This is a genomic window from Anatilimnocola floriformis (assembly GCF_024256385.1).
GTDB lineage: Bacteria > Planctomycetota > Planctomycetia > Pirellulales > Pirellulaceae > Anatilimnocola > Anatilimnocola floriformis.
Map to the genome: position 1 here is coordinate 1,074,473 of NZ_JAMLFW010000001.1, position 12,413 is coordinate 1,086,885.

13 protein-coding genes are annotated in these 12,413 nt (G+C 58.7%); 7 read left to right on the forward strand and 6 right to left on the reverse strand.

The features are described from left to right. The first annotated feature begins 50 nt into the window (after positions 1 to 50). The 7 genes from M9Q49_RS35920 to M9Q49_RS04440 all read left to right on the forward strand — a co-directional run bounded on the left by M9Q49_RS35920 (position 51) and on the right by M9Q49_RS04440 (position 5,449). On the forward strand, positions 51 to 320 hold the full coding sequence (locus tag M9Q49_RS35920; RefSeq protein WP_390844796.1) for a hypothetical protein: 270 nt from the start codon (positions 51 to 53) through the stop codon (positions 318 to 320). Beyond that, positions 278 to 844, forward strand: coding sequence for a hypothetical protein (locus tag M9Q49_RS04415; RefSeq protein ID WP_254507444.1), 567 nt, complete (start codon positions 278 to 280; stop codon positions 842 to 844). The genes M9Q49_RS35920 and M9Q49_RS04415 overlap by 43 nt, the downstream gene beginning before the upstream one ends. A gap of 97 nt (positions 845 to 941) precedes the next feature. Further along, positions 942 to 3,242, forward strand: a complete 2,301-nt coding sequence (locus M9Q49_RS04420; protein ID WP_254507445.1) for an NPCBM/NEW2 domain-containing protein — start codon at positions 942 to 944, stop codon at positions 3,240 to 3,242. 65 nt (positions 3,243 to 3,307) lie between these two features. After that, entirely contained in the window at positions 3,308 to 4,039 is a 732-nt protein-coding gene (locus M9Q49_RS04425; protein WP_254507446.1) for a Uma2 family endonuclease, read from the forward strand. Between the two features lie 18 nt (positions 4,040 to 4,057). After that, entirely contained in the window at positions 4,058 to 4,483 is a 426-nt protein-coding gene (locus M9Q49_RS04430) for a hypothetical protein (protein ID WP_254507447.1), read from the forward strand. A gap of 72 nt (positions 4,484 to 4,555) precedes the next feature. After that, positions 4,556 to 4,936 (forward strand): hypothetical protein, encoded by a 381-nt coding sequence (locus tag M9Q49_RS04435; RefSeq protein ID WP_254507448.1) that lies wholly within the window; start codon positions 4,556 to 4,558, stop codon positions 4,934 to 4,936. Beyond that, complete coding sequence (locus M9Q49_RS04440) at positions 4,937 to 5,449, forward strand: hypothetical protein (protein ID WP_254507449.1); 513 nt, start codon at positions 4,937 to 4,939, stop codon at positions 5,447 to 5,449. A 127-nt stretch (positions 5,450 to 5,576) separates the two neighbouring features. Here the strand turns inward: M9Q49_RS04440 and M9Q49_RS04445 are convergent, their stop codons facing one another. From M9Q49_RS04445 to M9Q49_RS04470, 6 genes are all read right to left on the reverse strand, one after another. After that, complete coding sequence (locus M9Q49_RS04445) at positions 5,577 to 6,068, reverse strand: hypothetical protein (protein ID WP_254507450.1); 492 nt, start codon at positions 6,066 to 6,068, stop codon at positions 5,577 to 5,579. A 161-nt stretch (positions 6,069 to 6,229) separates the two neighbouring features. After that, positions 6,230 to 7,540, reverse strand: coding sequence for a DUF1501 domain-containing protein (locus M9Q49_RS04450; protein WP_254507451.1), 1,311 nt, complete (start codon positions 7,538 to 7,540; stop codon positions 6,230 to 6,232). 90 nt (positions 7,541 to 7,630) lie between these two features. After that, a complete protein-coding gene (locus M9Q49_RS04455; protein WP_254507452.1) occupies positions 7,631 to 10,357 on the reverse strand; it encodes a DUF1549 and DUF1553 domain-containing protein in 2,727 nt (908 codons plus the stop codon). An 82-nt stretch (positions 10,358 to 10,439) separates the two neighbouring features. Next, the gene (locus M9Q49_RS04460; protein ID WP_254507453.1) at positions 10,440 to 11,186 is read right to left on the reverse strand and encodes a hypothetical protein; all 747 of its coding nucleotides are present in this window, start codon (positions 11,184 to 11,186) and stop codon (positions 10,440 to 10,442) included. Between the two features lie 4 nt (positions 11,187 to 11,190). Further along, complete coding sequence (locus tag M9Q49_RS04465) at positions 11,191 to 11,727, reverse strand: hypothetical protein (protein ID WP_254507454.1); 537 nt, start codon at positions 11,725 to 11,727, stop codon at positions 11,191 to 11,193. 4 nt (positions 11,728 to 11,731) lie between these two features. Then, complete coding sequence (locus M9Q49_RS04470) at positions 11,732 to 12,334, reverse strand: RNA polymerase sigma factor (RefSeq protein WP_254507455.1); 603 nt, start codon at positions 12,332 to 12,334, stop codon at positions 11,732 to 11,734. Positions 12,335 to 12,413 lie beyond the last annotated feature (79 nt).

The window sequence follows — 12,413 nt, forward strand, 5'->3', positions numbered from 1 at the left end:
ACGATCGAAAACGGCTTGTTTCTGCTCGGCTGGGAGCCGAAAATGGTGACATGGCACCGACGCAGGAATTGATCGACGATATCTACAGGGAGCGCGTCGAACGCGCGCGGAGTGCGACTTTCGACGAAAAGTTGCTGGGTGGACTAGAACTCTTTGATGCTGCCTGCGAATGGAGTCGAATGGGACTGAGGGCACGATTTCCTGATGACTCGGACGAGCAAATCGAGAATCGTCTCAGCGAACAATTGGCACGCTTGGAGTCACTAGAGCCGCAAGCATGGACTATTATCCCATCGTCCGAAGCGTCTTGGATGCTATAGACGCTGCGCAGGTTACGTACATGATCGTTGGGGCATTGTCTGCCAATATTCATGGCGTGATGCGCGCAACCAACGACGCCGATATCGTTGTTGAACTAGCGGATCGGCGCGTTTCCGAAATCACCCGACATCTCGGGCCAGAGTTTGTTCTGGATCCTCAGATTGCGTTCGATTCTGTTACCGGAAGCTACCGGCACATCCTCACGCTCAGGAATTCGCATTTCAAGGTTGAATTGTTTAGGTTGAGCAAAGATGCTCACGACCTTGAACGGTTCGAGCGGCGAAAGACGCAATTTAATGGGCCTTTGGGGCGGCTGGCTTCTTATCCGACGGCTGAGGACGTAATCATCATGAAATTGCGGTGGGCCGAATGCTTGAATCGCAACAAGGACAAGGAAGACGTGCGAGACATCATTGCAATCCAGCAAGAGTCACTCGACTGGAGCTACATTGAGGGTTGGGTGGGCAAGCATGGAACGCAAAAGTTGCTGAACGAGATTCGGGCCACGATTCCGAGGCAGTAACTCAACATTTCCCGCAGCATTTTCCCGCGCCGCCTGCTACCATAAAAGTCTCCCCCCTACCCTTCCCTCCCGTCCTCAGGACTGAGGATTTTCGCCGATGCATTGGCTGCGATGGATCACTGTTGGCTGCGCTTGGCTCGTGGTTTGCGCAGCCGTTGCGGCGGGCGAAGAGAGTGGCCGGTTTTCGCTGGCGTTTCGGGGCAGCGATAAGCTCGCTGTTGACGACTTGCCGGGCTGGCCGATTCCGTCGGCGGCGGAGGTCGAACCGATCAATGGCCGCGATGTTTTTAAGAACGACACTCCGGTTCGGTTGATTCACGATCGGTTGGTCAAAGTCGAACGCAAAGTTCCCCTAGTGGTGCTCGCTAACGGTGATGTGCTGAATGGGTTGCCGCGACAACTGGCCGCCAGCGACGGTCGTCAGGGACAAGCCCAGCGGGTGCGCGTGCAACTCGAAACGCCGCTCATGCCCGTCGATGGCGTGGGTGTGAATGTGCGAACCGACCGCGTGCAGCGGATCATCGGCTTGGACTCTCGGTTGCGAAAGCCCGCGCCAGAACCAGGCACGGTGCTGTTGCTCGACGGCCGCGAGCTGAAAGGCTCGAGCATTCGTTGGAGGGAATATGGACTGTCAATTTTGACTAACGACGGCATCGTGCAAGCCGCGTTCACTGAACTTGCCGATGTTGTTTTTCCGCAGGTCGATCAGCTGGCTGCCGCCGTCGAAGATAGCTTTGCCGCAGGGAGTCTCACGGGACCGGCCATCATGCGGCTTGCCTTGCGCAGTGGCGCGGTGTTGACGACGTCGCGGGCTTCGCGCGAGGTCGAGCGTTCGCGCTCGCGCGGCCGTGCCGTGGTCGAGGTGATGTATTACGTTCAGCCGGCCTGGTGTTCGAATCCGATTGCGATCCCCGAAGGAGAAATTGCCTGGGTTGGTTATCGCCGCACCGACGAAGTGCCGCTGTCGTTGCTGCCGGCTGAGACGCACATGAATTCGCGTCTGATCGGCGAGCCGCTCGCCTGGCTGCGAAATCGCTCGCAAGGAAGTTCGCTGGTGGCGACCAGCCGCGAAGAGAGCGACCTGGGCCTCGCCACGCACGCCGATAGTCAGATTGTTTTTCAACTTCCGGCGGGCACTGTTTCCTTTTCCACCGTTGTGGGACTCGACCGCGTAGCCGGTGACGGTGGCTGTGTACGCTGTCGCATTGCCGAGTGGAATCCAACCACGAAGCAAGCTGGCAAAACTCTGTGGGACAGCGGCGTGTTGCTCGGCAGCATGCCACCGAAAGCGAGTGGCGCCGTGGAAGTGCGGTCTCTGAAACACGTCGTGCTGATCACTGACAACGCTCACGAAGGCAGGCCGAGCGGCGCTGATCCGCTCGATATTCGCGACGATGTTTGTTGGCTGTCGCCGCTGGTCGTCATCAATGCCAACGGTACCGAGCAATCCGGCCCGGCCCAGGCGCTGCCGGGGCTCGACAAGTGGGACCGCGTTGGCGACGGCTGGAAACAAGCGCGCGTCGGCCATCGCTGGAATGAAGCCGCCGATCGCTGGGAGTCTGTGCTGACGATTGCCGCCAATTCCAATTTGCAACTTCGCCGCGCCGCGACCATCGACGCAACTTGCGATGTGCTCGAACTCGTGACGGCGATCTCGCAGAACTACAGCGAGCAGCAACTCGAGCTGAAGGTCAACGGTCAGCCGCTTGGCTGGAACACCAGCGAAGATCGCGCCAACATGGCCACGCGACACCAGAAATACATTGAACCTCTCATGCGCCGCAACAGCCGAGTGAGCGAAGGCCGCGAGGATTTGCTTTCCGACATGCTCGCTTATTGGTGGGATCTGCAGCGCTTTCGCGGACAGGAAGTGCAGCTCGAACTGACCATCACCGGCGGCAATGGCTACAGCCTCGTGTGGGCCGATACCTCGCTCCGTTCCGCCATCGGCAATCTGCCGTCGGCAGGACTGCCGAAAGTCGACGTGCGACTCACCGACCTGCCGATTGTCGATGCCAGCGATGTGCGCGGCCGCGGCGAAGCGGTGAAAGATATGCTGCCGTACACCGCGAAGTATCGCGAGCCGATCCGCTTCCTCGGCCAGGTGCACACCGGTGGTTACGGCATGATCCGCAACACGTTTTACTCGGTCGAACTCAAACCGGAGTACAAGAAGTTCGTCGCCGTCGTCGGCGGCGTGAAGCTCAGCGCTGGGCCCATGCGAGTCCTCGTCGACGACCAAGTGATTTGGGAAAAGGCGAAGGTCAGCGCGCTCGCGCCTGCCGAACTCATCGAACTCGCGCTCCCATCTGGCGGCAAACGCCTCACGCTGCAATGCGGCAGCGAAGCGAGTTATGACAGCGCTGCGGCATGGAGCGATGCGGGGTTTGTGAAGTGATTTTGAGGCCTCTGCCGTTCCGCGTAGAATGAAAGCACCGTCCATCAATCTCACGGATTCGTGAAATGTCGACAGCTTCAGCGCATTCCTCAGTCGCCTCGCTGCTCCCACAGCTCGAGTTCATTCCGCCGCTGCAAACCGGCGATCGTTTGTCGCGCGATGAGTTCGAACGTCGTTATCACGCGATGCCGCAGAAGTACAAAGCCGAACTCATCGAAGGAATCGTGTACGTCATAGGACCACCGGTTTCCGATCCAGGCCATTCTCATCCCCATTTTCGTTTCATCGGTTGGCTCGGTCAGTACGAAGCCCAGACGCCCGGCACTGCTGGCGGCGACAATGGCACGATTCGATTAGATCTCGACAATGAACCGCAGCCGGATACTTTTCTGCGCATCCTGCCGGCTTGTGGCGGACAAACTCGCGACACTGCCGACCGCTACGTCGAAGGTGCGCCGGAACTGGTCGCGGAGATCGCGGCTTCGAGCGTGAGCTACGACCTGCACGAAAAGCTCAAGGCCTATCGCCGCAATGGCGTGAAGGAATACATCGTCTGGCGCGTGCTGGACAAGTCGCTCGATTGGTTCAAGTTGCAAAGCGGCGAATTCGTGCTGCAACAGCCCAACGCGCAAGGCATTTACAAGAGCACGACGTTTCCCGGATTGTGGCTCGATGCTGCGGCGTTGCTCGGTGGCCAACCGGCGCGAGTGCTCGCGGTTGCCCAGCAAGGAATCGCGACACCGGAGCATGCGGCGTTTGTGGAGAAACTGCGGGCGGCGGAACACGGCCAAGCCTGAGCGAAAGTTGCTGCCGCGATGAAATTGCAGATGCTCAAGTTCGGCTGTGCAGCTTCGCTCGCCGCGATTGTGCTCGTGCTGCTCATTCCCGCCATCGGCTTGTGGGCATTCAGCTATTGGCGGACCGATGATGTGATGTTTCATCAGTCGCAGCGTTTCTCGCGGTTCAAATCCAGCGGCGGCGGCGTGTGGCTCGAAAATCGCTCCCCGCCGCTCGACCCAAACCCGCACATCGACTGGCAGCGGTTCGACGTCGCGCGCTACCCGTTTGCTAGAGGCGAAAATGCCTCGATATTCGAACGCTGCGGATTTCTGTTTTCCGCGCAGGGTTCCAACTTCACGCTCGTCGTTCCTTACTGGTTCGTCGTCGTCGGCTTGACCGGACTGTTGTTCTTGTGCGTGGTGGTGATCTGCAAACTGCCGACTCGCGGCGAGGATCCTTGAGTGGTCAATCCGTATGAATCGCCGAGCGTACCCCCGGAGACAGGGCAATCGTCTTATACCCGCGATCGGGTCATGCGAGTGGCGTTTTGCTTGTTTAATTTTGTCGCCGCGGTGTTGATTGTTCTTTCGGGAATAGACGCAATTACGGCCGATGTCGAACGAGGTTCTTTCGCCGCACTGCTGACGATTGCCTTTTTCATGCCCTACGCGGGCTTCGAATTATTGGCGTTATTTATGCTAGTGGTCGAAAGAGTTCTCGGCTTTGGGAATCTTATCGGGGGCGCCCTGATGTTCATTGGCGCGATGGTGGGGATTTGCGAGGCAATCGCGCACCAGCCGGTCGATCTCTCCTTCTTTGTTGTTTTGTTTGTCCTCTGCAGCATTGCCGTTTATTTGCTGTTTTGCGGATGGGTTCGCGTGCGCGAAAAACTACCAATCGGTGAGAGGAACTGAGTGCTCAATCCGTACGAATCACCGACCGTGGAGTCGGAGGCGGACAGCGAACGTCCGCGCTCGCCGTGGCGTGGCTTGCGGTTGGCGTTTTGCGTGATCAATTTTGCCGTGGCCACGCTCTTCACGCTTTCGACCGCATCGCAATTGCTCGCTTTCACCGAAGCTGCCGACATAGTGTCGGTCCTGGTCTCGCTGCTGCTGGCATCGCCGTTTGCAATCTATGCAGCTCTAGAACTGGTCGCAGTCTTTATGCCCGCCGTCGAATGGATTCTGGGCTATGCCAATCTGATTTGTGCGAGCTTGCTGTGTATCGGCGTCTTGCTCGCCACACTGGCTGCATCCACTCATCCGCGCGGCGAGTGGAACTTCATCACGATCGTCCTGCCGATCTGGGTCGCGGTGCTGAGCTATTTGTTTACTTGCGGTGTGATGCGGTTGAGACACTCGCGGCAGAAAACGGTTGTGGAGCGAGTGGAAGTAGAGCCTGATTTGCCAACAAAAAAGCCAGGCTGAAAATAGCCTGGCTCAAAGACTCGCACGGTTTTAACAAGCCGAGTTCGCTTGTGGTTCGGCCCCTCACCCCGACCCTCTCCCCGGAGTACCGGGGAGAGGGAGTTTTCGATTGATGTGATGTTGCGGCTTACTTATTCTTCTTGCCGACCAAGTTGGCTTTTTCTTTTTGTTCGGCGGTCAGCACTTCATTGACGGCCTTGGTGAAGGCTGTCGTGCAATCCTTCAGTTCCGTTTCGGCTTCGGTGAGAGCCTTCTCTTGTTCGGGCGTGAGCTTCAGCGCTTCCTTGACCGAGGCTGCTAGTTCCTTCCCCTTCTTGCCGTCAGCCTTGGCGGCTGCCGTGGCTTCGCGGCGGGCTTTCATTTGTTCGGGAGTGAGGGCCTTGGCGACCTTTTCGGTGGCGGCCTTCAGCTTTGGACCGTGCTCGGCTTTGATGGCGTCGATCTTGGTCTTTTGTTCGGCAGTCAGTTCGATGGCTTCGAGCTTCTTGCTGACGGCGGCGGTCGGATCAGGAGCCTTCTTGCCTTTCTTCTCTTCGTTTTGAGCGCTGGCAGTGAGCGCGAGCAACGCGAAGCAAGTGAGACCGAGAGCGATGACGCATTTGGCGGCGAACGATTTCATGGGAACTCCAGGGGAAGAGAAAAGTGAGTAGGCCGGAACGAGCGGTACTCCGCGCTGTTCCGGCATGACATGCAAGTGAAAGACCGAATCAATACCGCTTCGGCCCCTCAACCCTGCCCTCTCCCCTGAGTACAGGGGCGAGGGAGTAATCTAATTCAATGCTACGACAACGCTTTGCGAATGACATGGCCGTCGCGCACGATCATGATCGGGCGGCCGGTGTTGGTGTGGTATTCGCGCGTGTGGTCGATGCCCAGCGTGTGGTAGAAGGTCGCGGCCACGTCGTCGGGCGTGATCGCTTCGTTCTTCGGCATGGCGGCTTTTTCGTCGCTTTCGCCGATGACCTGGCCACCTTTCACGCCGCCGCCAGCGAGCAGCATGAACATGCAGCGCGGGTAGTGGTCGCGACCGCCTTCTTCGCTGCGGCTGTTGATTTTTGGCGTGCGGCCGAATTCGCCGGTCACAAAGACCGCGGTTGAATCGAGCAGACCTTTCTGATGCAAGCCGTTGAGCAGCGCGGCGACGCCGGTGTCGAGCTGCGGCAACTGCTTGGTCTTCAGATTGGTGAAGTTGTTCTGGTGCGTATCCCAACCGCCGAGCGTGAGCGTGACGAAGCGGACGCCCGATTCGATCAGCCGCGTCGCAAGCAAGCAGCTCATACCAAAGGTATCGCCACCGAACGGTTCGGCAAACTTCGGCGATTCCTTGCTCACGTCAAACGCATCGCGGGCTCGCTTCGAGGTGATGATTGAGTGAGCTTGTTCCGAGAAGCGATCGAGGCCGGTCAGCAACTGGCTGTCCTTCTCGACCTTGGCAAACGTGCGATCGAGATCCGAAAGCAAATTCTGGCGGCGTTCAACTTCTTCAATGGTCAAACCATTGCCCAGCGAAATGCCGCGCACGCCGTATTGCTGACCCGGCTTAGGAGCGGCCGTGGTGTTTAGCGGGGCGTATTGCACGCCGAGGAAGCCGGTCCGCTGGTTGCTGTTGGGAATGGCGACGAACGGCGGCAGATCTTTTGGTCCGCCGAGTTCCTTGGTCACGACCGCGCCGTAGCCGGGATACTCGAGCGACTGAATCGGCCGGTTGCCGGTGTTCACGTATTCGGTGCCTAATTGGTGAGCGCCCAATGTGTGCGACACGCCGCGGAGCACGCAGAACTTATCGGCCTGGGCGGCGAGCTTCGGCAGGTGTTCCGAAATCTCCACGCCAGAAGCAACCGTCTTAATCGGGTTGAACGTGCCGCGATATTCGGCCGGCGCATCGGGCTTGAGATCGAAGGTGTCCATGTGCGACGGACCACCGGTGAGATTGATGAAGATCGCACTCTTGGCGGTTGCCTTGGCAACTTCGCCGGCGGCAGACAGGCGGAGAAAGCCGGAAAGATTCAGGCCGAGCGCTCCCATGCCGAGAGCACCGACGCGGAGAAAGTCGCGACGCTGAACGCCATCACAGGTTCGAGAAGCAGCCATGGGGACATTCCTTGATTGGGAGGTTGGTGGTTCGATGTTCTTAGTTCGTGGTTCTTAGTTCTTTGTCTTCAATCTGCGATCCGCAATCGCTTAATGATTGACAATAAATTCCTTGGTGTTGATCAGCGTCCAAAGCAAACCCTTGGCGCCTTCGAGGGGTGAGGTCGAGTCGGCGAGGAATTGCTGGCAGCGGGTCATTTCGTCGTCGGTGGGATAACGGCTGACGGTTCGCAGATAGATTTGCTTTACCAGCGTGGCCGGATCGACATTCACTCCCTCGGGCGTGGCAGCGACGGCGGCTTTTTCTTTTTCTGATCGCTTCAGCTCGGCGAGACGTTCTTCGATTCGCTTGGCTTGCTCTTCGTCTTTTTCCTTCTTGGCCCGTTGCAGGCGAACCGTCAACTTGGCGAGTTCTTTATTGAGATCTTCGCTCCGTACGTCCTTGCCATCCTTCGGCTTTTTCGCGCTGAGTTTGATCTGATCGATCCAAGTGTCGCGACCGCCGCTGACGGCTTGCAGCACTTGGCTGTCGTTCTGCAGGAAGACGGTTTGCAGCAGGCTGGCGTCCATCGAGCGATCGCAATCGCAATTGCTCTCGCGAGTCGAACGGCCAAAGACTTGCAGGCCGAATGCGGCGTTACCGGCCGAGTTGCCTTGGGCGCGAGCGCTCGAGCTGGCGATGGCAATCGCGCGGCCCTTAAGTTCGTTGCGCGACTGAGCGGCCTTGGCGTCGGAAGCCGTCGCGACGGTGATCGCATCGTAAGCGACTTCGGCGGGCAAGCGGCGAGGAATGGCGCGGGCGAAGTTGCGTTCGTCCTTGCCGTTGGTTTCGTTCGGCTGCCAGCTGCGCTGGTAGGTGGCACTGGCGATGATCTCGCGATGGAGCCACTTCATGTCGAACTCGTGGTCGAGGAAGCCTTGCGCGAGATAGTCGAGCAACGGCCGATTGCTCGGCGGGTTCGCCAGGCTCATATCATCTGGCGGTTCGACAATGCCGACGTTGAAGTAGTTGGCCCAGACGCGATTGACAAAAGCCTTGGCGAAGAACGGGTTGTCCTTGCTCCGCATCCAGTCCATCAGCGGCACGCGGGCATCGGCCACGCCGTTGAGATCGATCGTTTCACCGCCAAGGACGCGGGCAGAAGCGCCAGCGGCTGGCGCCCGATTCTTGCCGTTGTCTTTGTCCTTGTTATTGTTGCGAGCCGGAGCGGTCGGCTTGACCACAAAGACTTCGCCAAAGGGAATGGTCTTCCCTTCCTTGAGGATGTCAGGCAACTTGCGGCGGAGGTCGTTCCCCTTCAGCGTTTTGTCGTCGAGGCCGGTACCGGCCATGATTTCTTTGTATTGTTCCTGGGTTTCTTTATCGCGGGCACCGGCCTGATTGAACTGCACGCGGGTGAAGAACGTCTTGAAGGCGTCGAAGTCGGCTTTCGACCATTGATCGAACGGGTGCTTGTGGCACTGGGCACATTGAATGCGAATGCCGAGGAAGGTGTAAGCCATGCCGATGGCCCGCTCCTCCGGTTGGCGGTAGTTGTTGCGAGCCCAGTAGTAGGGCATGGTGGGGCGTTCGGCAAAGGTCTCTTTCGAGTCACCCTTGTACATCACGCTCAGCTCTTCGCAGTAGGTCTTGTAGTCTTGACCCGGCTTGCGACTCTGGCCGAGGACGATCCCTTCGGCGATTTGATCGTAGGGGGTGTTCTCGACCACTCGCTTGTAAATCCAGTCGTACCATTCTTGCGATGGAGCGGCGCGAACGGGCGAGACGTTGTTGAGTTGCGTTTCGTTGTTGCCGGTGAAGTCGCAGAGCTTGGTCGTCCACCAGGCCGCATAGGCCGGCGAGGCGAGGAGCTCTTCGACTTTTTCGGCACGCTTGTTGGGCGATTTGTCGCCGAGGAAAGCTTCTACTTCGGCAGCCGTGGGCAGCGTGCCGGTCAGATCGAGGCTCACGCGGCGGAGATATTCGGCATCGCCGGCTACTTCCGAGGGAACAACGCCGAGCTTCTGCAGTTTTTCGACAACGAGCTTGTCGATCTGCGTAGGCGTCGAAACTTTCGGATAGTGCTTGCCAGCCAGCGGCGAAACGGGGCGGATCACGGGAATCGGCACCACGGCGTTGTCGTAGCTGATGACGACGTGGGTGTCGCCGGCTTCGGTCGCCGTGACTTTGCCGTTTTCGTTGATCTTCGCGACTTGCTCGTTGTTCGTCACAAAGCGGCACAGCGGCGTGACGTCTTCGCGAACGCCATTTGGCCACACGGCGACAGCTCGCAGCTGGGCGACATCGCCGGCTTTGGTGAATTGAATCTCTTTCGGCGAGACTTCGAGCTGAACGAGCTTCTGCACATCCTTGGCGCTGTACTTCGCGCCGCCGGCGATCCAGCGACGAAGGACGTGATGTTGCCAACTTCCCTTTTTGTACCGCTCGCCACCTTCGTGGAAATCGGCGTCGGTTGGCTTGGCGAGGATCAGGCTCTCGTCGATCTTCTCGGTGTTCACGCGTGGGCGTTTGGCATCGAGCAGCGCGTCGTGATCGGCTTTGAAGTCGTAGCCGAAGAGGGAAAGGCGGAAATCACCGCGCCCCTGGAACGAGCCGTGGCACGAGCGGCCGTTGCAGCCGAGGCGGCCGAAGAGCGGGCTGACGTGCTTTTGGAAATCGGGGACCTCATCGCCATCTGCTTCAGCAGTTGCGGCTTTTTGAAAGCGCTCGCTGATCGGCTGTTGCACTTCTTCGGCAGCAGTGGCCAATGAGGCGCCGAACAGCATTGCGCTGATCGCGAGCGGCCGAGCTGTGGTGAGCCAGCTGACGAATCGCATGGGGAGTCTCCGTTCCAAGGTGGGGAGGAATGTTCGGGGAGTGCCGCTCGTTCGAAGCATGGCTTCGAACTACGCGACCTTGCTAACTGGTTGGCTTGGGTTTTTTGTCGGCCGGAGCTTTATCGCTTGGCGCTCGTTCGGCTGGCTTCTTCTCGAGCGGTTTGTTCTTCGGCCGGTTGGCGTTGACCTGATTCATCAGGGTTTGCACGTGGCCGTCGATTACCTTTTCGCGATCTTGTTCAAACTTGCCGATGTCTTGATTCAGCCGGTCGAGGCGAGCGGTGGTTCGTTCGCGCTCGAGCTTCATCACTTCGATTCGGGCGGCTAGTTGTTCGCTGAGAATCTCGCGGAGCTGCGACTTCATCTCTTCGGTGTTCGCCGATTCGGGGTCAGTCATTTTCAAGCGAGCGACCAGCAACTGCGCTCGCGACTGCGCCTTCCAAGCCTTGAGTTCGAGATTGTATTGGCCGTCTTCGCGATCCTTCACCATCGCGAGCTTCTCGGTCACGCGGAACAAATCGCGAACAGCCCGTTCGTATTCCTTGGGCTGGCTCGTTTTCAAATGCGTGAGGAGCGCGGCGAGCTCGGCGTGGTTCTTTTCGACGAACTCCATTACTGCGGCTTCGCGCTCGGGAGTGATCGGGATGAGCTTGGCTTTGGGCTGCTCTTTTGGATTGGGCGTTTCCTTAACCGGTTCCTTCGGCGAGTCCTTCTTCACTGACTCTTTGACTTCGGGCTTGGCTGCGACCTTCTCGGGCCGCTGCGCAGCGGCAGTCAGCGACCAGGCCGAGCCGAGAGTCAACAGAGTTAGGAGGAGCCGTGAAGTCATGGAATTAATTCTCCTGCGACACCGCTTCTTGGGAATCGAGCGTCTGTTTGCCGGCGAGGCTCAGCACGGCAGCCGTCATCCACGAGGGAGCTTCGGTCGACATCACGAGGTCATCTTCAGCCAGGGCCAAATCGGCTTCGGTGAGAGCAGCACTTGTCGAGACCGACGGCGTTGGCTGTTCGTCGCTGGCAAAATCGGCCCGCACGGCCGACCAGGCGTTGGCCAGGGCAGCATCCTGCGAGCGATTGGTGGCGGAGTTCAAATTCAAAGTGACGACCAAGAGAACTGCCGCGGCGAGTGCGATGACAGCGCGCCAGACGATGGCTGAGGACCATGCCGGTTTGGTTGCCATGGCAGGCTGCAGCGTCTCGGCCGCACAAACGGTATGAAACAGCGCGACGGCTTCGGCGACTGCTTCGCGGGCCCCTTGATCGGTGGCCAAGCGGAGTTCGAACTCTTCCGTGGCAGCGACAGAAAGATCGCCCGCGACGTATTGAAACGCCAGCCAGGCGAGTTCTTCGTTTTGGTCAGGCTTATTCATCGATCTACCTCGGCTCATTCCCGTCCGTACTATTCTTATCCAGCTGAGTGTCACTCAATCGCGCTCGCAACTTGATGAGCGCCGACCGCATTCTTCCCAAAGCTGTGCCTAGCGGAATCTGCAGCTCTTGCGAAATCACCGCGAACGTTTTCTCTTCGTAAATTCTCATCCGTACAATTTGTCGCTGGTCCGCGGGCAACTGCTCGAGTGCCTCGCGAACCTGTTCGACCGACTCGTGCCGGACGAGTGAATCTTCTGTCTCGCTTCGCCCCGAACCGCCATCGGGACCAGCGTCCTCGGCGATTCGCTTGACGATCTTGTCCCCCACCTTGTCCCGGCGGCGGATGGCCATGGCTTCGTGATAAGCCACCCGGAAGAGCCACGCCTTGCGGGTTTCTTCCTGGGTATCGCCACCTCGCTGGACCGCTTTGACAAAGGTCGCTTGGAGGACGTCGGCCGCCAACTGTGGATCCCGCAGCAGGCCCACCAAAAAACACCGAAGCTCTTCGCTGTGCTGGAGATACAGCGCAGCGACCTGCTCGGGGTTGAGTGGGGAGGGCGGGTTCACGGGTTGCGGCTTTCCAGTAAGATGCTTGCCAGCCAGCATTTATTGTCCGTGCACGAAAAAAATCGAGCCCCCTGCCCTGCAGAATCGGCAGTTATAATCTCACGCACGCCAGCGTTGC

Excerpts from the sequence above, each read along its gene's own strand:
- M9Q49_RS35920 (WP_390844796.1), top strand. The coding sequence starts at position 51 with ATGGCACCGACGCAGGAATTGATCGACGATATCTACAGGGAGCGCGTC.
- M9Q49_RS04415 (WP_254507444.1), top strand. The coding sequence starts at position 278 with ATGGACTATTATCCCATCGTCCGAAGCGTCTTGGATGCTATAGACGCT.
- M9Q49_RS04435 (WP_254507448.1), top strand. The coding sequence starts at position 4,556 with ATGCGAGTGGCGTTTTGCTTGTTTAATTTTGTCGCCGCGGTGTTGATT.
- M9Q49_RS04460 (WP_254507453.1), bottom strand. The coding sequence starts at position 11,186 with ATGACTTCACGGCTCCTCCTAACTCTGTTGACTCTCGGCTCGGCCTGG.
- M9Q49_RS04420 (WP_254507445.1), top strand. The coding sequence starts at position 942 with ATGCATTGGCTGCGATGGATCACTGTTGGCTGCGCTTGGCTCGTGGTT.
- M9Q49_RS04425 (WP_254507446.1), top strand. The coding sequence starts at position 3,308 with ATGTCGACAGCTTCAGCGCATTCCTCAGTCGCCTCGCTGCTCCCACAG.
- M9Q49_RS04445 (WP_254507450.1), bottom strand. The coding sequence starts at position 6,068 with ATGAAATCGTTCGCCGCCAAATGCGTCATCGCTCTCGGTCTCACTTGC.
- M9Q49_RS04450 (WP_254507451.1), bottom strand. The coding sequence starts at position 7,540 with ATGGCTGCTTCTCGAACCTGTGATGGCGTTCAGCGTCGCGACTTTCTC.
- M9Q49_RS04430 (WP_254507447.1), top strand. The coding sequence starts at position 4,058 with ATGAAATTGCAGATGCTCAAGTTCGGCTGTGCAGCTTCGCTCGCCGCG.
- M9Q49_RS04465 (WP_254507454.1), bottom strand. The coding sequence starts at position 11,727 with ATGAATAAGCCTGACCAAAACGAAGAACTCGCCTGGCTGGCGTTTCAA.
- M9Q49_RS04455 (WP_254507452.1), bottom strand. The coding sequence starts at position 10,357 with ATGCGATTCGTCAGCTGGCTCACCACAGCTCGGCCGCTCGCGATCAGC.
- M9Q49_RS04470 (WP_254507455.1), bottom strand. The coding sequence starts at position 12,334 with ATGCTGGCTGGCAAGCATCTTACTGGAAAGCCGCAACCCGTGAACCCG.